18 protein-coding genes are annotated in these 25,249 nt (G+C 25.7%); 2 read left to right on the forward strand and 16 right to left on the reverse strand.

Annotated elements, in window-relative coordinates; all coding sequences use genetic code 11:
* Together AYC61_RS21560 and AYC61_RS07640 are read left to right on the forward strand one after the other, a co-directional pair.
* Positions 1-292 (forward strand): helix-turn-helix domain-containing protein (locus AYC61_RS21560; protein ID WP_162265450.1); only part of this gene is annotated, 292 nt, incomplete at its 5' end.
* A complete protein-coding gene (locus AYC61_RS07640) occupies positions 210-1,139 on the forward strand; it encodes an IS3 family transposase (RefSeq protein ID WP_156456386.1) in 930 nt (309 codons plus the stop codon). The genes AYC61_RS21560 and AYC61_RS07640, both read left to right, overlap by 83 nt.
* Before the next feature lie 238 nt (positions 1,140-1,377).
* Here AYC61_RS07640 and AYC61_RS07645 read toward each other — a convergent pair whose 3' ends face one another.
* The 16 genes from AYC61_RS07645 to AYC61_RS07720 form a co-directional block, all read right to left on the reverse strand.
* A complete protein-coding gene (locus AYC61_RS07645; RefSeq protein ID WP_066499103.1) occupies positions 1,378-1,977 on the reverse strand; it encodes a hypothetical protein in 600 nt (199 codons plus the stop codon).
* A gap of 202 nt (positions 1,978-2,179) precedes the next feature.
* A complete protein-coding gene (locus AYC61_RS07650) occupies positions 2,180-3,478 on the reverse strand; it encodes an efflux RND transporter periplasmic adaptor subunit (RefSeq protein ID WP_066499104.1) in 1,299 nt (432 codons plus the stop codon).
* A gap of 391 nt (positions 3,479-3,869) precedes the next feature.
* Entirely contained in the window at positions 3,870-5,273 is a 1,404-nt protein-coding gene (locus AYC61_RS07655; RefSeq protein ID WP_066499107.1) for a type 2 periplasmic-binding domain-containing protein, read from the reverse strand.
* 501 nt (positions 5,274-5,774) lie between these two features.
* The gene (locus AYC61_RS07660; RefSeq protein WP_066499109.1) at positions 5,775-6,818 is read right to left on the reverse strand and encodes an ABC transporter permease; all 1,044 of its coding nucleotides are present in this window, start codon (positions 6,816-6,818) and stop codon (positions 5,775-5,777) included.
* Positions 6,809-8,101, reverse strand: coding sequence for an efflux RND transporter periplasmic adaptor subunit (locus AYC61_RS07665; protein ID WP_066499110.1), 1,293 nt, complete (start codon positions 8,099-8,101; stop codon positions 6,809-6,811). The genes AYC61_RS07660 and AYC61_RS07665 overlap by 10 nt, the downstream gene beginning before the upstream one ends.
* A complete protein-coding gene (locus AYC61_RS07670) occupies positions 8,101-8,916 on the reverse strand; it encodes a carbohydrate ABC transporter permease (protein ID WP_066499113.1) in 816 nt (271 codons plus the stop codon). Before AYC61_RS07670 ends, AYC61_RS07665 begins: the two co-directional genes overlap by 1 nt.
* 1 nt (position 8,917) lies before the next feature.
* On the reverse strand, positions 8,918-9,742 hold the full coding sequence (locus AYC61_RS07675; RefSeq protein ID WP_066499117.1) for a carbohydrate ABC transporter permease: 825 nt from the start codon (positions 9,740-9,742) through the stop codon (positions 8,918-8,920).
* Between the two features lie 445 nt (positions 9,743-10,187).
* Positions 10,188-11,585 carry a type 2 periplasmic-binding domain-containing protein gene (locus tag AYC61_RS07680; protein WP_066499128.1) on the reverse strand — a complete coding sequence of 466 codons (1,398 nt, stop codon included), beginning with the start codon at positions 11,583-11,585 and terminating at the stop codon, positions 10,188-10,190.
* 160 nt (positions 11,586-11,745) lie between these two features.
* Positions 11,746-13,137 carry an extracellular solute-binding protein gene (locus tag AYC61_RS07685; RefSeq protein WP_066499132.1) on the reverse strand — a complete coding sequence of 464 codons (1,392 nt, stop codon included), beginning with the start codon at positions 13,135-13,137 and terminating at the stop codon, positions 11,746-11,748.
* A 334-nt stretch (positions 13,138-13,471) separates the two neighbouring features.
* Complete coding sequence (locus tag AYC61_RS07690; RefSeq protein ID WP_162265451.1) at positions 13,472-14,800, reverse strand: ABC transporter substrate-binding protein; 1,329 nt, start codon at positions 14,798-14,800, stop codon at positions 13,472-13,474.
* A 335-nt stretch (positions 14,801-15,135) separates the two neighbouring features.
* Positions 15,136-16,545: an extracellular solute-binding protein gene (locus tag AYC61_RS07695; protein ID WP_066499148.1), complete on the reverse strand. Its 1,410-nt coding sequence runs from the start codon at positions 16,543-16,545 to the stop codon at positions 15,136-15,138.
* Positions 16,546-16,624: 79 nt separating this feature from the next.
* Positions 16,625-18,031 carry an extracellular solute-binding protein gene (locus tag AYC61_RS07700; protein ID WP_162265452.1) on the reverse strand — a complete coding sequence of 469 codons (1,407 nt, stop codon included), beginning with the start codon at positions 18,029-18,031 and terminating at the stop codon, positions 16,625-16,627.
* Positions 18,032-18,671: 640 nt separating this feature from the next.
* On the reverse strand, positions 18,672-20,003 hold the full coding sequence (locus tag AYC61_RS07705) for an extracellular solute-binding protein (RefSeq protein ID WP_066499160.1): 1,332 nt from the start codon (positions 20,001-20,003) through the stop codon (positions 18,672-18,674).
* A 147-nt stretch (positions 20,004-20,150) separates the two neighbouring features.
* Positions 20,151-21,512, reverse strand: a complete 1,362-nt coding sequence (locus AYC61_RS07710; RefSeq protein WP_066499172.1) for an extracellular solute-binding protein — start codon at positions 21,510-21,512, stop codon at positions 20,151-20,153.
* A gap of 671 nt (positions 21,513-22,183) precedes the next feature.
* Positions 22,184-23,548 (reverse strand): type 2 periplasmic-binding domain-containing protein, encoded by a 1,365-nt coding sequence (locus AYC61_RS07715; protein WP_066499177.1) that lies wholly within the window; start codon positions 23,546-23,548, stop codon positions 22,184-22,186.
* 315 nt (positions 23,549-23,863) lie between these two features.
* Positions 23,864-25,201, reverse strand: a complete 1,338-nt coding sequence (locus AYC61_RS07720; RefSeq protein WP_066499180.1) for an extracellular solute-binding protein — start codon at positions 25,199-25,201, stop codon at positions 23,864-23,866.
* Positions 25,202-25,249 lie beyond the last annotated feature (48 nt).

The raw sequence follows: 25,249 nt of genomic DNA on the forward strand, positions 1-25,249 counted from the left end.
AGGTGCTGCTGATAAATATCATATTAAATACGCTCTTGTTTATCAATGGGTACAAAAATACAAGAAGGATAGTGTTAAAGGGCTAGAGCATAAAAAACGTGGACCAAAAACCAAATCTATAGTTGATGAAAACTCTTTAAGTGAAATAGAGAAACTTAAGTTAGAATTAGAGAAAGAAAGAAAACTTCGAGAGCATGCGGAATTAACAGTTGAAATCCTTAAAAAAAAGAAGAATTGGAAAAGAAACTTCGCTCACGAAAGTAAGACAAGAAGCGGAATATCTTACTGTTGATTTTTATCAAGAAAAAGAATATTCGATAGAAATGCTTTGCAAAGTTTTAAAGATTTCAAGAAGTTCATACTACAAATATAAAAATCGAACTCAACCTGAAAAGGAAAAGCAAGATGAAGTCCTATGTGCTTTAATACTTGAATATCATGCAATGTATGATGGTATACTTGGTTACCGTAGAATGACCATGTTTATAAATCGCTTAAACCAAACTTCTTATTCAGAAGGATACATTCATAGGCTCATGAATTATCTCGGAATAACAGCAAGAATTAGACGAAAAAAAGTTAATCGTAAAAGAGTAAAACCTGATTATGTGAAGGAAAATATCTTAGCGAGAGATTTTAGTTCTGATATGCCTAATCAAAAATGGCTTACCGATGTAACAGAATTTAAAATACCAAATGACACAAGAAAACTGTATCTAAGTCCAATATTAGATTTATTCGATAACAGTATAATAGAGTATGAATTATCATACAGAAATACTAATCAGCTTGTATTTAAAATGTTTGATAGAGCTGTAAAAAATAACCCCGATGCAAAGCCAATATTCCATAGTGACAGAGGTTTTTCGTACACTAATAGTGTCTTTAAAAGCAAAATTGATTTTGCAGAAATGACACAAAATATGTCAATAATTGGTAAATGTATAGATAATGGTCCAATGGAAGGTTTTTTTGGAATACTAAAATCTGAAATGTTCTATGGCAAGCAATTTGAATCTATGGATAAACTAATTCAAGATATTCATAAGTATATAAAATTCTATAACGAGGAAAGATTTCAAAAGCGATTAGGGTGTTTATCTCCAATTGAATATCGGACTCAAGCACAGTGTACATAAATAAAAACGGTGCTTCATACAGAAACACCGAAAAATATTAATATTCATTTTTATTAAATTAATTGTCTACTTGACATAGGTCAGTTCATTTAAAGGAGGCTACTTTTTTATCTTTGATTTGATATTCAAGATGAAATAAATGCAATAAATAAATTAGTTAAAGCAAAGTTTATTTTTTTCACCTACAATCTGGACTAAATAACAAAATATATTTAAATCGGTCAGTTAATAATTTCAATTATTTTGTTACTAACCATATTAATAAAATCAAAAACCAGCTAGATGTCTCAAAGTTAATCATTATAGTATTAATAGGAATTATTTTAAATATATTTGTTTCTTTAATTAAACTTGTATCTAACAGCTTAAACAAATACATGATAGTAAACAAGCTATAAATAATACCTAAAATTGATAGCAATATCTGTCCGTCCAGACAAAAAGCTATTGTTAAAAATATACTCCATACACCTTTAAGGAAACCTGCAAGCAACTCAGCTTGGCTTCCTAATAAACCATTTAACATCCAATCATCATTCTTTCTCCACAATTCTTTATTTTCATTTGACGTTCTAGACGTTCTAGCAGAATACGATAGATGACTAGCTTGTAATACCATTGTTATAACATAAATAATTAAAGAAACTGTTCCAAACAGTGCTCCTATAAACAAAAAGCTGTATGTTTTCAATTCTAAGTAAATCACAAAAGGTATCGGCATCCAACATATAAACATAAAACTCATTAGTAAATGAAGAAAACCACTTTCATTATTTTTCAGTAATTTCTTAAAAGAAGTAACTATAATAATAAATATTATAATCCCTAAAATCCCCATAAAAAAAGTTGCAGTAATCGTGAAAATCCCTTCTTCCTATTAATATTTAAATACATAGGCACTATAGTATTTATACTTTTTCTCGTAACCTATTATAAATCAAATTTCTCTATATTTAAACAGATGTCTTTAATAATTACACTGTCATCAGCAAATTTCACATGAATCATACAACTAATAAAAATAAATATTTTCCTGTATGCTATTTCCACATTTTTACCTTCATTCCACTTCTTATCTTATAAGATATATTTGTAATCACCTTTGGATTAGTAAATCTACTTAAATCATTTTCATCAAGGCTAATACTATTATCTCCTATTTCAGCCATAGTAACCTGAACTCTACTTACAACATATTCTGTACCTAAAACACCTTCTTCTGCTAATACCACATAAACATATCCTGGTGCTCCAAGTTCATATTTGTCAAATGGCACAACAGCAACTTTGGGCACAGTCCACAACCTGGTATAATTTTTTTCAACTATTCCTTTGATTTTTTTATTAATTACTGGATATCCATCCACTGATTCGCTGAAATCGCCTTCTACTTCAACTATATTTTCATTAGCGATTTTATTGACATTTGTTATCTTAACCCTATTATAAACATTCTTCTTCTCAGTTTCGACATTTAGCGTACTAACCCTATTAACGAAATAATAATATTCCTCTGGCACCTGTGCAACAAATTTAACTGAATCATAACCCTTAACTACCCCTACTTCTATAAGTATGACATCTTTATATAACATAATATCAGTTTTGTTTATAGTTAAAACAATACCATCTGCTTCTGAGTAATATATTCCATCATCAGCTACCTGTGAATAAAAACTATTTATATTCTCAATATCATTTATTTCTTTCTTCAATTTTTCAATATTATTCAACGTATCCTTTATGTCTATAGATTTTTCCTCTCTTTTTTCATCCAACAGCAACTTCTCTATCTCAAAATTCGCTTCGGCTTCCTTAAGACTTTGTTTATTATCTTCAAGCTTTGATGCTGTAACTGCTCCAGCATTATAAAGTTCTTCAAGTTTTTTTATCTTTTCTTTCATGTTTTTTATGTTTGTTTCTAATAATGAAATATTTTTTTCATCTATTTCATATGATGTGTCTTGCAGTTTGTTTAGTTTCGATTTTTCTTTTTCAATATCTAATTTTAATTCATCTATATTTTTATTAGCCGATTTCACTCCATAGTTTTTATTTATCTTAAATAATGGATCACCTTTTTTCACCTCATCTCCTGCTTTAACATAATATTCTTCTACTATAACATTCCCAGCTAATCTTACCTTTACAATTTCTTTTGGAACTACTTTCCCTTCTATATTTAAGGTTTTGGGGAAAGTAGATTTTAAAGGAATTGCTGTACATACTTTGGGTAAAAAAAGATCTGTTACTGATTTAGAAAAGACACCTAATATAAATACAAGGGCAAAAAAAACTATTACCGTTTTCTTAGTTATGTTAAATATTTTGCTCTCCATTATTTTAATCCCCCCATAACAAAACTTTCACTTAAATATTTCTTTAACTTTATGAATAGTATTAAAACAGGAATTATATATAAAACTCCTCCCCATTAAATAAGCAGGTGTTCTTTAAAACTAGTAATAAAGACATCACTATTAAACACATCCTTATAGCTTTTAAAAGCTACAAAGGCACTATTAAAAGATATAGTCTTATTAATACTTTTTTCCCTTTTTAACACTTGCTATATATACCTCAATAATGATAAATTGATTGAGTAACGATAAATACCTCTGTTTTTACTTATTATTGTATTTTAAAAAATATCAGTGAAGTTAATAAGAAACTTATAAAATAATTCTATAATCCATTGTTTAATATTCTTCAATATCTAATTTAATTCTTCTATTCATTAAGGTACATATTATATTTATATTTTATTTTCTGTAATTCTCTACTTAACTCTTTATCTGTATAAATTTCATCTGCAAATATAAATTTCGCAAGATCTATATACATCATATCCTTTATTTCAGTGATTCTCTTACTCTTCATGCAACGCTTGTAATTACCAGTTTTTACTTGTTGCAAAATATATTTTCTTAGAGCTGTAGCTTTTTCATTAACATCTTTTCTTACATAATGTTTAATACCCTCTTTCTTTTCTTTTGCAACTTTTTCGTTTATTTCTATTTCTATTTCATCAATTTCACTCTCTATTTCCTTATTGACAGGGTATAAATTATCTTTTCTTGATATAAACATTTCTAACTGAATCTTATCACTAAGCAAACCATTTAAAAACTCCATACCTAACTCTGTGTTTTTCCCGTTTTTATTCACTACAAATCCAAATGTGCGAAGTAGTTCACTATCCCCATATAACGTATTAGGTAAAATAATATCATTTCTCACATTAATAAATTTAGATATGGGTAAAGACTTCAAAGCATTAATTCGAAAATCATTATTTCTAAGATTTTCATATTTATATCTCATATGTAATTTTAATGCTTCATTACTTTCATATGAACCATTTACAAAAATCATATTATAAAAATTTTTATAAGTATATTCTTTATCTAAAATGTATTTACCTGAAAATATATCTTCTCTTACATCATTTATATATTGAATAACTCTTGAATTATTTAGACTAACCTGTTTAAGTGATTCATTTATAATTCCTAAATCATCAACCATAAATTCAAAATAATTAGAATATTCATGCTGGTTGAAATATTCTGGTTCAAATTTTAACCATTTTTCTCTTATTTTTAAGTACTCTTCTTTAGTCCAGTCAAATTTAGGATCTTCTATCCCCATTTTGTCAAATGCGCTTCTATTAAGTTGTATTGGCCAATGAATCATACCCACTGGAACAAAGTAAAATTCACCATCATCTAATAAACTATTATATACATTTTCAAGATTTGGAATCTTCCCTTCAGTATTCAATGCAACTCCCTGGTCAATATACTTTCTGTATGTATTACAATCTGAAATATATATTAAAGTTGGTCCTTCTTCTAAATATAATTTTTCATTCATTTTCCTTTCATAATCAATTTCATTTTTTCCATTAATTACTTCAAAATTTACCTTTATTCCTGTTTCAATTTCAAATCTTTCTGTGTACCCATATATAGTACAATATCTACGTAGTAAGCCAGAAAGATCATAATCTTTAATTAAAATTGTTATCTCTTTCTGTTCATTATTTGTTGCAATATCATTATAATCATTTGAGCAAGCGATAGTTAACAACACTAATATAATGCATAAAATTAAAACCGTAATTTTTTTCATTACCACACCTCTTTATTCTTCAAGAAACATTTTATTAATTGTCCTAAAAATTAATCTAAATCATTAAAATTCTCTAGTTTAATTTTTTACTGTTAGAATAACATCTCAAATAGCTTCTTTAAGGGCACATATAAACTCCGTTAAGTCTAAAATAATATACAAACCACAAAAAGAGTACCAGTTAATGCAGCTTCCAAAAATTTTGTTTAAACTGATAATAAAGTACTCCTTCATATCAATAATTGAGATAAAGAAATTACAGGAAAATTGTATGAAGGAGTATATTCGAACAAGATTTTAATCTACAAATGATGCGTTATTGACTATAAAAAATATGATTAAAGATACGTTACAAGAAACCCACGCAGAAAAAGATAAATAGTTAAGTTATGAAAATAAAATCCGACTAAAAAAGAAACTTGTCACTTGCCCCTTTCTTTTAAGCATTTAGTTCTAAACCTACTCTATATGCTTTATTAAATATTCTTGAATAACCCTTAATTACCCTTTAGTTTTTTCACTTTTAACCTTCATAGCCACAGCTGATATTATAAGAACTAAAATAAAAAGAAAATTCATGAAAATTATATCTATTGCTATATTACTAAATCCATCTTTAAGATGTAAGCAAAATTCACTATATTTTAATTTAAATACATCTATATAACTCATCAAAGAAAATAAGTTACTTGGCACAGCTGATGAAGGAATCCATAGGTATGACATAAGCTTAAATATACTAAATATTAACATAATTATAGCTATAGCTATAGTAATAATAATTACTAAACATACTTTTTTCTCTAATAGATATTCATACCATTCAAGAACTCTACTTACTTCTTTATATTTGTGCCACAAATCTAAAACTTTATTTATTAGTATTTTTATAAGTTTAACTAAATACTTAATCAAAATAATGACAGCTAATATTATTATTAGATTCAAATATCCATAGATTTTTTCTTTATATATAACTTTATCAATAACATTTATACCCATTGAACTAAGTTGATTTTCAACCCTTTCTATGGTAACATAAAATCTTCTTTTTGGAGAAATTATAAAATTCACACTTTTTTTGATCCAATTTTGTGATATTAGTTCTTCACTAAAAGGAATATATATAGCATCACTATTTTTTTCTATTCCCATTATTTTATATTTCTTACCCAAAATACTAAACTCTCTTCCAATCGGAGCTTCTGTATCAAAATATCGATCAGCTATCTTATCCCCAATAACTATTTCAGTTTTTTCAACATCAAAAATATATTCTCCATGTATAATATTGATATCTCTAATCTGATTATCAAGCCCTGTAGTCATTATGAGCGTATGTCCTTTGTAAGGCATTTCATAATTTATTGAATAACCATCTAATTTATGCTTTTCTTTTAAGTTTTGAAAATCATCTCTCGATAAATTTCCACTAAAACACATTTCTACTACCATAGGGTTATATTTGTACTTTAAATATAAATGTCCACTTAACAAAAATGAAATAATTATAATAATAAATATTACTCTCTTTTTTATTTCCATATCTGTACCTTCACTCCATCTCTTATTTTATAAGACAGATTTGTTATAACCCTTGGATTTTCGAACATTGATAATCCTTCTACACTAACACTATTATCTCCTATTCCTGTCATAGTAATCTCAGCTCTTTTTACAATATATTCTGAACCTAAAATACCTTTTTCTTCTACTATTACATATACATATCCTGCTGCTCCAAGTTCATACTCATCATATGGTATAACTGCAACTTTTGGCACAGTACCATCTCTAGTATAGTTTTTTTCAACTATTCCTTTAATTTTTTCATTAATTACTGGAAGTTTATCTGTAACATCATAAAAGTCTCCTTCTACTTCAACCATATTTTGATTAACTACTTTACTTACATTTGTTATTTTAACCTTATTTTGCACATATTTTTTTTCGGATTCGACATTGATTGTACTAACCCTATTAACAAAATAATAATATTTCTCTGGAACCTGTGCAACAAATTTTACTGAATCATAACCCTTTACTAACCCTAGTTCAATAAGCACAGTATCATGAGATAACATAACATCAGTTCTATTTAAAGTTAAAACTATTCCATCTGCTTCTGAGTAATATACTGCATCATCCGCTACCTGTGAATATAAACTATTCATAACTTCAATGTCATTTATCTCTTTGTTCAATTTTTGAATATTATTTAATGTATCCTTTATATTTAGGGAATTTTCCTGTCTTTTTTCGTCTAATAGCAACTTCTCTATCTGGAAATTCACTTCAGCTTCCTCAAAACTTTGTTTCTTATCATCAAGCTTTGATTCTGTGATCGCTCCAGCATTATATAGTTCTTCAAGTTTTTGTATCTCTTCTTTCATGTTTTTTATGTTTTCTTCTAACAATAATATGTTTTTTTCATCTATTTCATATGATGTGTCTTGTAGTTTATTTAGTTTCAATTTTTCCTTTTCAACATCTAATTTTAACTCGTCTATGTTTTTAATAGACGATTTCACGCCATAGTTTTTATTTATCTTAAATAACGGATCACCTTTTTTTACCTTATCTCCTACCTTAACATAATATTCCTCTACTATAACATTCCTAGCTAATCTTACCTTTACAGTTTCTTTAGGAACTACTTTCCCTTCTATGCTTAAAGTTTTTGCAAATGTAGTTTTTATTGGTAGTGCTACACATACTTTAGGTAATAAAAAATTCGCTGCTGATTTTGAAAAGAAACCTAATATAAACACAAGTGTAAAAAATCCTATTACTGTTTTCTTAGTTATCTTAAATGTTTTGCTATCCATTATTTTAATCCTCCCATAACAAAACTTTCACTTAAATATTTCTCAGATTTTATAAATAATATGAAGGCAGGAATTATGTATAAAACTGATCCCCCATAAAATACATTATAATCATTGTAATATATGTTTTCTAAAAATACAGATAACGGTAGCTTAATAGGGCTGTCCAAGAAAATAACAGCTTGCTCTATAAGATTCCAATTATCTATAAAAGTAAGAATAACTAATGCAAAAATAGCTGGTTTCAACATAGGCAACACTACTCTATATAATATCTTAATATATCCTGCTCCATCTATTCTTGCTGCTTCTATAACTTCATTCGGAATATTTCTAATGAATTGTCTTAATAAAAACACCCCAAATGATGTAAATATACCTGGTAATATTATTGCCATATGAGTATCTAATATCTTTATATTGATTAATCTCTGCATCTTATCAAATATTAGATAATTGGGAACTAATGTTACTTGGAAAGGAAGTAATACTGCTATTATATAAAATATAAATATGAAATTATTACCTGGGAAATCCATCTTAGCAAAAGCAAATGCAGCAAGTATTCCTATAATTATCTGACCTGCTATTATTATAAGAGTTAATTTGATCGAATTTAAAAAATATTTGAAATACTGAGCTTTAGATACAATTATAGAATAATATTGTTGTAGATTGAATTCTTCTGGTATGATATTCACTTCATCAGATGCAATCTGTTGTGGTGTCATAAATGAATTTGTAAAAGTAAATACTATAGGATAAATAAATAAGAGTGATACTAATAGTAATAGTATTAATAATAACCTCTTCATGTTAGTTTTCACCTACTTTCCTTGAATGCTTTCTATCTATGATAAATAATATTAAAGCAAATGCAAATATAACCATAGCAAATACATATGCAGCAGATGTAAGTTTCTCATACTGTAAATCTCTAAATTTATTATTCATATAATGCTGAAGCATATATATCTTTGGATTTGGATAACTACCCTGCAACACATATATGTCCTTGAATACTTTAAAAGAATTAATAATTGAAACAATTGAAACAAATACAGTGATAGGTGTACACAATGGAATAATTATATAACGAAGCCTTTGAAAATAATTTGCTCCATCAATCATTGATGCCTCAATGGCTCCTTTATTTATATCTGATAATCCTGCTAAATAAATGATAAGATTGTACCCTGTATTTCTCCATATAAAGATAAGTATAACTACCAGCATTGCATATTCAGAATCTATAAGGTTAAATCCATTTAACCCAAATACTTTTCTAAAAAAACCTGCTACTGTTCCTGAAGGTATTGCCATAGGTAATATAATGAAAAGTTTTATGATTCTTGGAGCTTTCAATTCGTGAATTAAAAGTGCAATAATAAATGAAATCACTATTATTAATGGTATAGATACCCCCATAAATAAGCAGGTGTTTTTTAAAGCTAACATAAAAACATCACTGTTAAATACATCATTATAGTTCTTAAAGGCCACAAAGGTACTATCAAAACCGCTTTTACTTACTGAATATTTTATTCCTCCAAAAAAAGGTATAATATAAAGTATAGCAAATCCAATAAGGCTTGGTAATATGAATAAATATCCTTTGTATTTTTTTAGTTTTGCCCTCATTTCATATCAATCCCTCTCATATGTAAGACATGTGTTTCTTCTAATTGAATCAAAGTATCATTGCCACTCTCAAGGTCAGGCTCTTCAATCTTCAGTTCTTTTAGAGTTTCTTTGTCTAACTTTGTAGTAAAATTTCATGTCAATTGTCACATGCTGTCTTTTTTCATTACTCCTTTCTCTTCTATATTTATCTTTATATATACTCAATAATAGATTGATTGAACCCTAAGTTTTATATAATCTTGTATTCATGACTTTTTCGTTAGTACTATGACATTATTACTTAATTTTAATAAATATGTTACCTTTATATAATTATATTAATAGTTGGTAAATATTTTCCCTTTATTATTACATTTTTTTAATATTAAACAAATATTGCATTATAAAGAAATTCTATAATCCAGTATTTGATAATTTTCCTTGGAAACTTAATTTGCTTCTTTTATTCATTGAGCCATATATTGTAGTTATGTTCTAGCTTCTGTAATTCCCTACTTAACTCATCATCTGTATAAGCTTCATCTGCAAAGATAAATTTGACGAAGTCTTTTTTTATCATTTCTTCTAATTTCATTGTCATTTTGTTATTGCAGCAGCGCTTATATTTCCCAGCTTTAACTTGACTTAAAATATATTTTCTTAATGCTATAGCTTTTTCATTAACGTCTTTTCTTACTAAATGTTTGATGCCCTCTTTTTTTTCTTTTGCAATTTTTTCATTTATTTCTTGTTCTATTTTATCAATTTCATCCTCTATTTCTTTGTTTACTGGATATGAATAATCTGTAGATTTAAACATTTCCAATTGAGTCTTATCGCTAAGTAATCCATTTATAAATTCCATGCCTAATTCAATATTTTCACCATTTCTATTTACTATAAATCCACATATATTAAGCAGTTCATCATTCCCATTTATTATATTAGGTAAAACAACATTATTATTTCCATTGATATGATTAGATACTTCTAATGATTTTAAACCATTCATAAAAACTAAAAGTTTTTTGATAGATTTATTTTCATTTTTCCATTCTAATTTGATTACCTCCTTGCACTGTGGTGAATTATATTTAAAAATCATATTGCAAAAGTCTTTATAAGTATAATATTTGTTTATAATATATTTACCTGAAAATATTTCATCTCTTATGTTGTTTATATAATTAATAACTTTTGAATTATTTAAATCCACTCTTTTTATTGATTCATTTAATATCTCTAAATCATTAATCATAGATGTTATAAGCTCATTATAATCAATTACGCTAAAATACTCTGGTTCTACTTCTAGCCATTTGTCCTTTATATTTAGGTAGTCTTCTTTTGTCCAGTTAAGTTTGGGATCATCAATTTTTAATTTGTCAATCGCTCGTCGATTAAGTACCACTGGATGATGAATCATACCTACTGGTATAAAATAATGTCCATCAGCAAGTAAACTGTCATATATTTTTGTAAGATTTGGTATCTTTCCCTGTGTGTCTACTGCAATCCCACGTTCTATATATTTTCTATATGCACTGTCATCCGAAATAAATATTAAAGTTGGACCTTCGTTTAGATACAATTTTGTATTCATTTTCTTTTCATAATCATCTTCATTATTTCCACTGATTATATCAAATTTAACTTTCACACCTGTTTCTAATTCAAATCTTTCTGTATAACCATATATACTACAATAGAAAAATTCCATATCACCAAACTCATCATCTTTTATTAAAATAGTTATCTCTTTCTGTTCATTATTTGTTGCAATATCATTTGAATTATTTGAGCAACCGATAGTTAACAATCCTAATATAATGTATAAGATTAAAACTGTCTTGTTTTTCATCATACTAACCTCCACTTCAAGAAATAGTTACACATTTATCTAAAAGATCTCAAATAATAGCTAAATATCCAGCATTGCTGTTTAATTTTTAAAACTATTTAAGCAGAAAAACAAAACTTAAGTTTTATTTTTCTGCTTTATAACATCATGCCATCATTTTCTATTCATTCAGCCACATATTATATTCATTCTCTAGTTTCTGTAATTCTCTGCTTAGCTCATCATCTGTATAGGCTTCATCTGCAAATATAAATTTTGCAAAATCTTTATATATCATATTTTTTATTTTTATAGCTGTTTTGTTATTATTACAACGCTTATAATTTCCAGATTTTACTTGACTTATAATATATTTTCTTAAAGCTATAGCTTTTTCATTAACATCTTTTCTCACATAATGTTTAATGCCCTCTTTTTTTTCTTTTGCAGCTTTTTCGTTTATTTCTTTCTCTATTTTATCAATTTCTTCCTCTATATCTTTATTTACCGGATATGATCTATTAGATTTAAACATTTCTAATTGAATTTTATCGCTAAGCAATCCATTTATGAATTCCATGCCTAACTCAACATTTTTGCCGTTTCTATTTACTATAAATCCACATATTTTAAGAAGATTATCATCTCCTCTTATGATATTAGGTAAAAAAACATCACCAGTTATAATCTCTTTAGACACCAACAATGAACTTAAACCATTTGTAAAAACCCATAATTTTTTGATGGATTTATCTGCATTCTTTAATTTTAAACCAATTGCATCTTTATACTGTAATGATTCATGTTCAAAGATCATATTGTAAAAGTCATTATAAGTATAGTATTTGTTTATAATATATTTACCTGAAAATATTTCATCTCTTCTATTGTTTATATAATTAATAACTTTTGAATTGTTTAAATCTACTTTTTTGTTTGATTCATCTAATATATCTAAATCATTAATCATTGATATTATAAGCTCATTATAATCATACTCGCAAAAATATTCTGGTTCTAAATTTAACCATTTGTCCCTTATCCTTAGATAGTCTTTTCTTGTCCAGTTAATTTTTGGTTCATCAATTTTTAATTTATCAATTACTCGTCTATTAAGTACAACTGGATAATGTATCATGCTTACTGGTATAAAATAATGTCCATCAGTAAGTAAACTATCATATATTTTTGAAATATTTGGTATCTTTCCTTGTGTATCTAGAGCAATCCCCCGCTCAATATATTTTTGATATTCACTGTCATCCGAAACAAATATTAAAGTCGGACCTTCGTTTAGGTACAATTTTGTATTAATTTTATTTTCATAATCTTCTTCATTACATCCACTAATTATATCAAATTTAACTTTTACCCCTGTTTCTAATTCAAATCTATCTGTATAACCATATATTTTACGATATTCCATTTCCATTTTTGACAAATCATTATCTTTTATTAAAATAGTTATTTCATTATCATCAGCATTTGTTTTAATATCTTTTGAATTATTTGAACAACCCATAGTTAACAATCCTATTATAATACATAAGAATAAAATTAACTTTTTTTTCATCATACAAACCTCCACTTCAAAAATAGTTTTATTTAAGGCTTTGTAATATGATAAATGATTCTTTTACTTTATACCCTTTCTCATATAGTTAAGCTTTATATACTTCGATTGATTAAGCCCTAGTTATAATGAATTTTATATTTTTGTAATTATTTTCATTAATGTTTAACTTTAATTAATTTGTATTATTTGTATATTTATATTAACAAATGTAAAATTCCTCTATTTCATGTTTTCATTACATTTTTTTAATATTCTGAATAAAGCTAATACTGGATTATAAGAAAATTTTATAATCCAGTATTTTAAAGTGTCTAATATTAATTTATTTAATCTATTCATTTAGCCACATATTATACTTATTCTCCATCTTCTGTAATTCTCTACCTAACTCTTCATCTGTATAGGCTTTATCTGCAAATATAAATTTTGCAAGATCTTTGGATATCATATCTTTTACTTCCTGAATTTTCTTGCTATTAGAATTACGTTTATAGTTACCTGTTTTTATTTGCTGTAAAATATATTTTCTTAGATTTACAGCTTTTTCATTAATGTTTTTTTCTTTCTCTATTTTCTCAATTTCACTTTCTATATCCTTATTTACTGGATATAAATCGAATTTTTTTTGATACATTTCTAATTGTATCTCATCACTGAGCAATCCATTTAAAAACTTCCTTCCTAACTCAATATTTTTTCCATTTCTATTTACAATAAATCCACACGTATAAAGTAATGCATCCTCTCCATCCATGATACGAGGTAAAACAATATCATCATTTATATTAATATATTCAGATGTTTCTATAGATTTTAAACCCCTCTGCACATACCAGTACTTCCTTAAAACATTTTCTTTTTTCAATTCTAAGTCTCTTGATTCTATATGTTCTACTGACTTTTCATTAAACAACATATTAAAATAGTTTTCATAAGTATAATCTTTATTCATGATATATTTACCTGAAAATATTTCTTCTCTTACATAATTAATATATTGAATAACTTTATCATTACAAAGATTCACCTTCTTTTTGGACTCATCAAATATATCTAAATCATCTAACAATGCAAGATATTCTTGATATATCCAATTATGTAAATATTGAGGTTCAATTTTTAGCCATTTTTCTTTAATATTGATATAATCTTCTCTAGTCCAATTAAGTTTAGGAGCATCTATTTCTAATTTGTCAAATGTAGGTCTATTAAGTGCAACTGCCCAATGAATCATACCTACTGGAACAAAACCATACCCCTCATCTAGTAAACTATCATATACTTTTGTAATATTTGGAATCTCACCTTCATTTTTTACTGCAATCTCTTGTTTTATATAATTTTGATATGTACCATATAACGAAATAAATATTAAAGTTGGTCCTTCTTTTAGATATAATTTTGTATTAATTTTTTTATCATAATCATCATCATTATTCCCATTAATCACATCAAAGTTCACTTTAACACCATTTTCTCTTTCAAATCTTTCTATATAAATTTTTATAGTATCACCTATACCCATATGAGAACGCTCATAATCTTTTACTAAAATAGTTATCTCTTTCTGGTCAGAATTTGTTTTAATATCATTTGAACAACCCATAGTTAACAACCCTAATATTATGCATGAGATTAAAACTACCTTTTTTTTCATCATACAAACCTCCACTTCAAGAATAGTTTTATTTAAAACTTTGTAATATGAATAAATGATTATTTTACTTAATACCATTTCCCTTTTATAGTTAAGCTTTATATACTTCGATTGATTAAGCCCTAGTTATAAAGAATCTTCTATTTTTTATATTTATTTTCATTGATGTTTAACTTTAATTAATGTGTATTATTTGTATCTTTATATTAATAAATGGTAAATGCCTCTATTTCTTGTTTTCATTACATTTTTTTAATATTTTGAATAAAGGTAATACTGGATTATAAAAATTTATAATCCAGTATTTTAATGTGTTTCTAGTCTATAATTTATTTATTCTATTCATTCAACCACATATTATATTTATTCTCTAGCTTCTGTAATTCTCTACCTAATTCTTCTTCTGTATAAGGTTCATCTGCAAATATAAATTTTGCAAAGTCTTTGTGTATCATTTTTTTTACTTCATTAATTATCTTACTATTAGAGCAATGCTTATAATTTCCAGTTTTTACTTGACTTAGAATGTATTTTCTTAATGCTATCGCTTTTTTATTAATATCTTTTCTTACATAATGTTTAACACCTTCTTTTTTTTCTTTTACAATTTTATCATTTATTTCTTTCTCTATTCTTTCAATTTCATTCTCTATTTCCTTATTTACTGGATATAAATCTCCCCATTTTGATTTAAACATTTCTAATTGAATCTCATCGCTAAGTAATCCATTTAGAAACTCCATACCCAAATCAATGTTTTTCCCATTTTTATTTACAATAAATCCATATGTACGAAGTAAGTCATTTTTCTCATATATAGTATTAGGTAAAAAAATATCATCCTTCGCATTAATATACTTAGATATTTCTAAGGATTTTAAACCATTGGTCCAACATTTTTTTCTCAGATTTTCATTGTTATATCTACGAAATAAGTTCTTTGATTCTTTACTTTCTTTTGAACCTCCTTCAAAAATCATATTATAATAATTTTTAAAGGTATAATCTTTATTTATAATATATTTACCTGAAAATATCTCTTCTCTTACATCATTTATATATTGAATAACTCTTGAATTATTTAGACTTACTCCCTTGTTTGATTCATCTAAAATCTCTAAATCATCAATCATAAATGTAAAAAGTTCATCATATTCATATTGACTGAAATATTCCGGTTCAATTTTTAACCATTTTTCTTTAATTTTTAAATATTCTTCTCTAGTCCAGTCAAGTTTAGGGTCATCTATTTCTAATTTGTCAAATGCACATCTATTAAGTTGAACTGGATAATGACTCATACCTACTGGAACAAAATAATGTCCATCATCTAATAAACTATCATATATTCTAATAAGATTTGGAATCTTTCCTTCAGTATTTACTGCAATCCCCTGTTCTATATAATTTTTGTATGAGCTATCGCCTGATATATATATTAAAGTTGGTCCTTCTTCTAAATATAATTTTGCATTCATTTTCTTATCATAATCATCAGACTTATTTCCATTAATTACATCAAAATTCACTCTTACCCCAGTTTCTATTTCAAATCTTTCTGTGTACCCACGTATAGCACAACAATCATACTCCATATCTAAAAAATCATAACCTGTTATTAAAATAGTTATCTCTTGCTTTTCATCTTTACTACCAGCTTCTGTTGTAATATCATTTGAATTATTTGAGCAGCTAATAGTTAATAACAACAATATAATACATAAGACTAAAACTCCAATTTTTCTCATTATCACACCTCTTTCTTCTTATAAAAAGCACTTGCTTTATAAAAAGTCATGCAACTTTAAATGCTCTAAACCTGTTAATCTATTCATTCAACCATATATTATAATTGTACTCTAGCTTCTGTAATTCTCTTCCTAACTCTTCATCTGTATAAGCTTCATCTGCAAATATAAATTTAACAAAGTCTTTTTGTATCATTTCTTCTATTTGCATTACTATTTTGTTATTACAACGGCGCTTATAATTTCCAGTTTTTACTTGACTTATAATATATTTTCTTAATACTATAGCTTTTTCATTAACATCTTTTCTCACTAAATGTTTAACGCCTTCTCTTTTTTCTTTTGCAACTTTTTCGTTTATTTGTTTCTCTATTTTATCAATTTCATCCTCTATATCTTTATTTACAGGATATGATTCCCCTGTATTCGATTTAAACATTTCTAATTGTATCTCATCACTAAGTAATCCATTTAAAAACTCCAAACCTAACTCAATATTTTTACCATTTCTATTTACTAAAAATCCACATACATTAAGCACGTTATCATCACCATTTATGACATTAGGTAAATAAATATTATAACTTGCATTGATCCATTTAGATACTTTTAATGATTTTAAACCATTATCAAAAACCCAAAGTTTTTTCATATCTTTATAATTATTTTTATATTTTAAATCGTAGGTCTCCTTACACTGTGGTGAAGTATAATTTAAAATCATATTGTAAAAGTCTTTATAAGTATATTCTTTGTTTATAATATACTTACCTGAAAATATTTCATCTCTTATGTTATTTATATAATCAATAATTTTTGAATTATTTAAATCCACTCTTTTTATTGATTCATTTAGTATCTCTAAATTATTAATCATAGATGTTATAAGCTCATTGTAATCAGTAAAACAAAAATACTCTGGTTGTAATTTTAACCATTTATCTTTTATGCTTAGATAGTCTTCTTTAGTCCAATTAAGTTTAGGTTCATCTATTTTTAATTTGTTAAATTCTCGTCTATGAAGTATAACTGGATAATGAATCATGCCTACTGGTATAAAATAACCTCCATCAGTAAGTAAACTATCATATACTTTTGTAAGATTTGGTATCTTTCCTTGTGTGTCTACAGCAATCCCACGTTCTATATATTTTTTATATGTACTGTCATCCGAAATAAATATTAAAGTTGGACCTTCGTTTAGATACAATTTTGTATTCATTTTCTTTTCATAATCATCTTCATTATTTCCATTAATTACATCAAAGTTCACTTTTATCCCTGTCTCTAATTCAAACCTTTCTGCATAACCGTATATTTTAAAATATTTCCATGTAATATCATATGCAAAATCATCTTTTTCTACTAAAATAGTTATTTCATTATCATCAACATTCGTTTTAATTTCATTTGAATTATTTGAACAACCCATAATTAACAACCCTAATATAATGCATAAGATTAAAACTACCTTTTTTTTCATCATACAAATCTCCGTTTCAATAAATAAAATAATCTTTATCCTTAAAATTTTGTATCCTAATTCTTTCTGTTGGAATAATCTTTCCAGTAATTTTTTTAATTGCATATATGAATTCTATTAAGCCTAAGGAATATATGTCCTTTAAATCAGCTTGTCTGCTTGTAATCGTTTTTGTTTTTAATTTATATATTATTTTATCTTATTAGTTTTTACTTAAAAAAATTATAGATATACTTGTCAGTTTTCTGGAATCTATATTCTATTTTATTATATTATATCATTATATTTTATTTTTTGTAAATTATTATTAATAATTGTATTTTATCCTTTATTTCCTATTCTTTATTTTGTCCTCTGCTTCTATGATAATATGTAATAAAATCCCATTGTATTTATAATCAATTTCATTATCTTCAAAACTGTTAACTCCATAGGAATTTGATATTCCAGTAAATTAGGTTTTTCTCATTCTACTATATTATTTACGAAAGTTCTAATAATCTTAGTCTTTTCAATTTCACTCGTATCATTTTGATAAAGTACCTTAGGATATATATTTACTCCTAATAGCTCTATTTAAAATAATTCAAGCAGAAAAACTTAGGTTTTGTTTTTCTGCTTGATAACATCAATCTATTGTTTCTTATTCATTCAGCCACATATTGTACTTATACTCCAGTTTCTCTAATTCTCTACTTAACTCTTCATCTGTATAAGCTTCATCTGCAAATATAAATTTTGCAAAATCTTTGTATATCATATTTTTTATTTCCTGGATTATCCTACTATTAGTACAATCCTTATAATTTCCATTATTAATTTGTTGTAAAATATATTTTCTTAAAGCTACAGCTTTTTCATTAATATTTTTTTCTTTCTCTATTTTCTCAATTTCATCTTCAATATCCTTATTCACTGGATATAAAGTATCCATATCTGATAGATACATTTCTAATTGGGTTTCATTACTAAGTAATCCATTTACAAATTGCATACCTAAATCGGTATTTTTTCCATTTTTATTTACTATGACTCCAAATTTTTCAATTAACCTTTCTTTTTCAAACATCATACAAGGTACTACTATCTTATCTTTAATATCAATATACTCACCTACATCTAATGATTTTAAACCATTTTTGGCACTACTCTTCCATAATCTTCTGTAATCATTAGTTTTTGATTCATTGTACTCTTTTGAATTTGTATCAAAAATCATATTATAGTAGTTTTCATATTTATAGTTTTTATTCAAAATGTATTTGCCTGAAAATATTTCTTTCCTTACATCTTTTATATACTGAATAACTCTTGAATTATTTAGATTGATTTTTTTGTTTCTTTCATCTAATATCTCTAAATCATAAATCATAGGTAATATAAATTCATAATATTCTTCATCATTAAAATATTCTGGTTTGATTCTAAAGTACTCTTTTTTTATTTTCAAATAATCTTCTCTAGTCAAATCAGGCTTTAAATCGTCTATTCCTAATTTTGCAGTTGCATTTCTATTAAATGCAACTGCCCAATGAAGTATACCTATTGGAGTAAAATAACATCCATCATCCAACAGTTCATTATATATTTTTTTTGCATTTGGTATTTTCCCTTCAGTATTTAATGCAACCCCCTGTTGTATATATTCTTCATATCTACTATAGTCTGATATAAATATTAAAGTTGGTCCTTCTTTTAAATATAACTTTGCATTTGCTTTTTTGGCATAATCATCCTCGTTATTTCCCTTTACTACATCGAATTTCACTTTTATACCAGTTTCTAATTCAAATTTTTGTGCGTACATATATACAGTCGTAAAAATAATTTTTATCTCAGTATACTCAATATCTCTAATTAAGATAGTTATTTCTTTTTGATCATCATCTGTAATATCATTTGAATCATTTGAGCAACCAATAGATAATACCATCAATATAATACATATGATTAGAACAGTTGCAATTTTTTTCATTATCACACCTCTTTAATCCTTCAATATGCAGTTTTACTAATTAATCTATAAATTGAATCTAAATTCAAATTCTTTGTATGTAATATAATTCAAGCAGAAAAACTTAGGTTTTTGTTTTTCTGCTTTATAACATCAATTTATTGTTTCCTATTCATTCAGCCACATATTATACTTATTCTCTAACTTCTGTAATTCACTACCTAACTCTTCATCTGTATAGGCTTCATCTGCAAAGATAAATTTTGCAAAATCTTTGTATATCATATTTTTTATTTCCTGATTTACTCTACTATTAGAACAACGCCTATAATTACCAGTCTTGATTTGTTGTAAAATATATTTTCTTAGATCTACAGCTTTTTCATTAGTGCTTTTATCTTTCTCTATTTTCTCAATTTCATTCACTATTTCCTTATTCACCGGATATAAAGCATCCGCTTCTGTTTTATACATTTCTAATTGAATCTCATCACTAAGTAATCCATTTATAAACTCCATAGCTAACTCAATATTTTTTCCATTTTTATTTACAATAAAACCACATGTATAAAGTAGGTCATCTTTTCCATATATAATATTAGGTAAAACAATATCATCTCTCAAATCAATAAAATCAGCTATTTCTAAGGATTTCAAACCATTAATACCGAACAGATCTTTTCTGAGATTTTCATTGTCATGTCTACGTTTTAAGTCTCTTGATTCTTTATGTTCTTCTGAATCTTTTTCAAAAATCATATTATAATAGTTTTCATAAGTATAATCTTTATTTATAATATATTTACCTGAAAATATTTCTTCTCTTACATCATTTATATATTGAATAACTCTTGTATTATTTAGACTCGCTTCCTTGTTTGATTCATCTAAAATCTCTAAATCATTAATCATAAATATCAAAAGATTCCAATATTCCTGTGCACAAAAATATTCTGGTTCAAGTTTTAACCATTTTTCTTTAATCTTTAAATAATCTTCTCTAGTCCAGTCAAATTTAGGGTCATCTATTTCTAATTTGTCAACTGCACATCTATTAAGTGCAGTTGCCCAATGAAGCATACCTACTGGAACAAAATAATGTCCATCATCCAACAAACTATCATATACTTTTATAAGATTTGGAATCCTTCCTTCAGTATTTACTGCAATCCCCTGTTCTATATAATCTCTGTATGTACTATAGTCTGAAATATATATTAAAGTTGGTCCTTCTTTTAAATATAATTTTGTATTTATTTTCTTATCATAATCATCCTCATTATTTCCATTAATTATGTCAAAGTTTACTTTCATTCCATTTTCTGTTTCGAATTTTTTTGAGTACCTATATATAGTACTATAATTAGCTTTTATATTTGATAAATCATAATCTTTTATTACAATAGTTATCTCTCTCTGCTTTTCATCTTTGCTATCAGCATCTATTGTAATGTCATCTGAATTATTTGAGCAACCGATAGTCAGCAACGCCAATACAATACATAATATTAAACATAAAATTTTTTTCATTATCACACCTCTTCCTTCCTTAATAAACAGCTTCATTAATTATCTTATTAATTGAATATAAATCCATAAAATTCTCTGGTCTAATTTTTTCTGTTAGAATAACCTTTCCAATAGTTTCTTCAACCATACACATAAATTCTATTAAGTCTAAAGGATATCAGTCTTTAATATCAGCTTGTCTAAGTAGTTTTTGTTTTAATTTGTATATATTTTATCTTATTAGTTTTTACTAAAAAAAATTATAGATATACTTGTCAGTTTTCTTGAATCTATATTCTATTTTATTATATTATATCATTATATTTTATTTTTTGTAAATTATTATTATTAATTATATTTTATACCTTATTTTCTATTGTTTTATTCTGACCTCTAGATATAGTGCTTCTATGATAATATGTTATAAAATCCCATTATATTTATAATCAATTTCATCATCTCCAAAACTGTTAATTCCATAGGGACTTGATATAATTAGTAAGTTAGGTTTTTCACTCTCTACAATATTGTTTACAAAAGTTCTGATAGCCTTAATCTTTTCAATTTCTCCAACATCATTTTGATAAAGTACCTTAGGATATATATTTACTCCTAATAGCTCTATTTAAAATAATACAAGCAGAAAAACTTATATTTTATTTTTCTGCTTTATAACATCAAGTTATTGTTTTCTATTCATTCAGCCACATATTATATTTATTTTCTAGCTTCTGTAATTCTCTACCTAACTGTTCATCTGTATAAGCTTGATCTGCAAATATAAATTTTGCAAAATCTTTCTGTATCATAGTTTTTATTTCCTTAATTATCCTACTATCATAAGAACGCTTGTAGTTACCAATTTTAACCTGTTGTAAAATATATTTTCTTAGCTTTATAGCTTTTTCATTAATTTCTTTTTCTTTCTCTATTTTCTCAATGTCATTCTCTATTTCCCTATTTACTGGATAAGCAGTTTCAAATTCTATGCTTTTAAACATCTCTAATTGAATTTCATCACTAAGTAATCCATTTATAAATTCCATACCTAAATCAATATTTTTCCCATTTCTGTTTACAATAAATCCACATGTAGCAAGTAAATCATCATTTTCTTTAATAATATTAGGTAAAGCAACATCGTTTCTCATATTAATAAAATGAGCTATTTCTAAGGATTTTAAACCATTAGTAAGCAAGCTATATTTTTTCAAACTATCATTTTCATTTACATATTTTAATTTACTTGCTTGTTTATATTCTTTTGAATTTCTTTCAATAACCATATTATAAAAGTTTTCACAAGTATAATCGTTATTTATAATATATTTACCTGAAAATATCTCTTCTCTAACATCATTTAAATATTGAATAACTTTTGAATTATTTAGATTCACTTTTTTATTTGCTTCATCAATAATTTCTATATTATTAATCATAAATGTTAAAAGTTCCTCATAATCACTTTCACAAAAATATTCTTTTTCTATCTCTAACCATTTTTCTTTAATCTCTAAATACTCTTCTCTAGTCCAGTCAAATTTAGGGTCATCTATTTCTAATTTATCAATTGCACATCTATTAAGTACAACTGCCCAATGAGTCATACCAACTGGAATAAAATAATGTCCATCATCGCATAAACTATCATATACTTTTAAGAAATTTGGAATCTTCCCTTCAGTGTTTACTGCAATCCTCTGTTCTGTATAATTCCTATATGTACCATATCCTGCAATATATATTAAGGTTGGTCCCTCTTTTAAATATAATTTTGTATTTATTTTCTTATTATAATCATCAGCATTATTTCCTTTAATTACATCTAAATTCACTTTTACCCCATTTTCTATTTCGAATCTTTTAAAATATGCATATATAACACTATTATAGTTTTTCATATCCCAAAGCTCATAATCTTTTATTAAAATAGTTATCTCTTTCTGATTATCATCTTTGCTATCAACTTCTGTTGTAATATCATTTGTATTATTTGAGCAGCTAATAGTTAATAACAACAATATAATGCATAAGACTAAAACTCCAATTTTTCTCATTATCACACCTCTTTAATCTTCAAGAAACATTTTAATTAATTAATCTATAAATTGAATCTAAATTCTTAAAATTTTCTGGGCTAATTTTTTCTATTGGAATAACTTTCTCAGTAGTTTCTTCAACTACACATATACTCTATTAAATCTAGTGGATATATATTCTTTAAAATCAGCTTGTCTGATTGTATCTGTTGTTCTTTAAAACACTTTTTCATAATTACAAATAATTATTTTTTTATCATTTCAGTATCCCATTCCCAATAATTATTGTTTCTTTTGATATACTTCTTTAAAGTCTTCTACATAAACTAATCTTTATTCATTAAGCCACAAATTATATTTATTTTCTACTTTCTGCAATTCTCTGCTCAACTCTTCATCTGTATATAGTTCATCTGAAAAAATAAACTTTACTATTTGTTTATTCCACATACTTTCAATTTCTTTAAATACTTTGCTTCCATCATTCATTGATTTGTATTTACCTTCTTCAATTTGTGATAATAAATATTTCATCAATTCTGTAAGTTTTGCATTAATATTATTTTCTTTTTCTATAGTCTCAATTTCCTTTTCTATTTTTTTGTTTACTGGATAATAAGGAAACCTTTTGTCATTATATATTTGTAATTGAACATCATCACTTAACAAACCGCTTATAAACTCTAATCCAATATCTATATTTTCACCATTTTTATTCACGATAAAACCCCATGAGCTCAAAGAACCATTATATATCACATTTGGTAGAATAACTAATTCATTTAAAAAAATATTGTCTCTTAATGTTATTGTTTTAAGTGGATTTTTCCTGAAATAAACCTTTCTTAGAGATTGATTTGATGTCTTTTCAATTGTATCAACATTTTCTTTATACTCATCAGAATTCATATTAAAAAACATATTATAATAGTTTTCATAATTGTAATTTTCATTTAACATATACTTGCCCGAAAATATTTCATTTCTACTATTTTTTATAAAATCCTTAACTTTATCATTATTTAAGCTAACTGTTTTATTTGATTCATCTAATATTTCTAAATTATAAAATTTGTTTCCTGCAAGTTCCCAAAATTCTTGAGTCGTAAAGTATCTAGGTGTATAATCTAACCATCTTTTCTTTATGTCAAAATAATCTTTAGTACTCCAATCTAAACCTGGTTTAGGTATGCACATTTCATCTAATATTTTTTTATTTAAAACTAATGGTATATAATTCATTCCAATTGATACAAAATATCCTTCTTTTCTTATTCCAGAATATATTTTATTATAATTTTTTATTTTATCAGCTATTTTCAATGCTATACCTTGATCAATATATTCTTTATAACTCTCTCCGTCTGAAATAAATATTAATGTTGGTCCATTTTTTATATAAAGTTTTGCATTTATTTTCTTTTGACATTCATCATCAGTTGCTGCATCTATAATATCAATATTTACATTAATCCCTTTATCTTTTTCAAATTTAGCTTTGTATTCTTTTAAAATAGTACCCATATTATCATAATCAAATTTCTTCATTAATATAATAATTTGTTTTGAATCTTCATCCATTTTTTTATTTTTATATACATTATTTTCATTTGTGCAGCCAAACATAGATACCAGCATAATACAAATTATTATAATCAAAATCTTTTGCATTATTACACTCCTCTTACAAAGTTGTAATTGACATTCTGCTGTTGACAA

The sequence above is a fragment of the Abyssisolibacter fermentans genome, from assembly GCF_001559865.1.
GTDB lineage: Bacteria > Bacillota > Clostridia > Tissierellales > MCWD3 > Abyssisolibacter > Abyssisolibacter fermentans.